The following is a 1,635-nucleotide window of genomic DNA, read 5'->3' on the forward strand; positions in this document are numbered from 1 at the left end:
TGCGCCAGCCGCTGCCGCCGCAGCGGCTTCGATAACAGCGGGGCTGATCGTTACGGCGGAGAAGGTCTTCACGGCATGGCGCGCCGCGGGGATCCCCCGCACGCGCTCGCCGGCGAGCTCCATGGTCCATTTTCCCGAGATGAGGAGTGCAGAAGACCCCAGTTTCAGGTCGGCACAGACAGCGGGGATCTGCCCGTACACGTCGTGACCGATCACGACATTGCGGGGCAGCTGCATCCATGTCGATCGATCGGGGCCCTTCACCCTGAGTAATTTTATCCCATCTGCACTCATTCTAATCTATGGATGGTTAGTGACTTCATATACAAATACTACATCGATCCCATCACGCAGGGCGAGGCGTACAATATTGTCGACACGCTCACCTATGCACTCATCCTCGTTGCCGGCGTCTACCTCCTCTACCGCTGGCTTACGACATCGACCTGGCTCACCGACATCGGTTTTAAGATCGACCAGGGTTTCATCCTGGCAACCCTGCCGTATGTCGTTCTGGGCGGCGTCATGCGGGTCATCGAGGATACCGGTATGATCGAGGGGTCCTTCCGGTTCCTCCTCATCACCCCGCTCATCTACTTCGTGCTCTTCGCGTTCACCGTCACCATGATGTTTGCCTCCCTGTATCTCGCAAAACAGGGGATCGGTGGGAGTTTCAACACCCTGTATGCCGGTGCCGGTACCTTTGCACTGATGGTTGCATCCCTCCTCCTTGTCGCATGGAGCATGAGCCACAACGGAATCAACTTCTTCATCCTCATCCTCATCCCGTTCATGGCCCTTGCCTCGACAGCGGCCGTCTGGGCGTTCATGCGATACGTCCTCTCATGGACCTATGTAACCGACCCGCTCTACATCACCCTCCTCTTCGGCCAGCTCCTCGATGCAAGCGCAACCAGTTACGGCATCGATCTTCATCCATCTGTCCAGTACGTTGAGCAGCATGTGGTAGGATCAGCACTCATCGATGCCACGGGTACCGCATTTGTTATGTACCCGCTGAAGCTCGTCGTTCTCTTTCCGTCCATTTACGTTATGGAGCTCTACCGCAAAGAGGCAAACACCGCGTTCTGGCACCTGGTCCTGCTTGCGATGATCGTTGTCGGGTTCGCACCAGGTATCAGGGGCATGATACGGATGGTCCTCCATGTCTAACGCCCCTTTGACAAACGCCATCATCATCACGCTCCTCCTCTTCTTCACAACCATTACCGTCGGCTGGGTCGGTTCTGCCCAGGATCCGCAAATCGGCGAAGACCTCATGCAGCTCTTCGAGAAGGAAGTAGCCGGTAACATGGACGCAACCAACCCGCCCGACATGTTCGTCAAGCTCTTCTTCAACAACCTGGAGGCCTGCATCCTCCTCTTCCTTGGCGGAGCATCGTTTGGGATCCTCACGATCTTCATCATGAGTCTCAACGGGATCGTCATAGGGGCGATCCTCGAGATCATCAGCAAGGAGCACTCGGCCCTCTTCGTTGCGGCGGCTATCGTCCCCCACGGGATATTCGAAATTCCGGCGTTCATTCTTTCCGGCGCTCTTGGCATCCTCCTTTCACAGGTGCTGATCGCGGAATGGTACGGGGGCGGGGACTCCGCGGTCGCCGCACATGCGTT

At 57.1% G+C, this 1,635-nt stretch carries 2 protein-coding genes and 1 pseudogene; 2 read left to right on the forward strand and 1 reads right to left on the reverse strand.

Translation table 11 applies throughout. The annotated features are described in order from the left end of the window. Nucleotides 1–264: pseudogene (gene egsA / locus CW742_RS12205) on the reverse strand (NAD(P)-dependent glycerol-1-phosphate dehydrogenase); the annotation flags it as partial. Nucleotides 265–306: 42 nt separating this feature from the next. On the opposite strand from egsA, the gene CW742_RS12210 reads away from it, so the two are divergent. Together CW742_RS12210 and CW742_RS12215 are read left to right on the forward strand one after the other, a co-directional pair. Then, nucleotides 307–1,173 (forward strand): DUF63 family protein, encoded by an 867-nt coding sequence (locus CW742_RS12210; RefSeq protein ID WP_292420753.1) that lies wholly within the window; start codon nt 307–309, stop codon nt 1,171–1,173. Then, nucleotides 1,166–1,635, forward strand: a 470-nt coding sequence (locus CW742_RS12215; protein WP_292420755.1) for a stage II sporulation protein M, incomplete at its 3' end; no start/stop codon positions are given. The genes CW742_RS12210 and CW742_RS12215, both read left to right, overlap by 8 nt.

The sequence above is a fragment of the Methanoregula sp. genome (assembly GCF_002835825.1).
GTDB lineage: Archaea > Halobacteriota > Methanomicrobia > Methanomicrobiales > Methanospirillaceae > Methanoregula.

Coding starts and splice junctions, on each gene's coding strand:
- CW742_RS12210 (WP_292420753.1), top strand. CDS start 307: ATGGTTAGTGACTTCATATACAAATACTACATCGATCCCATCACGCAG.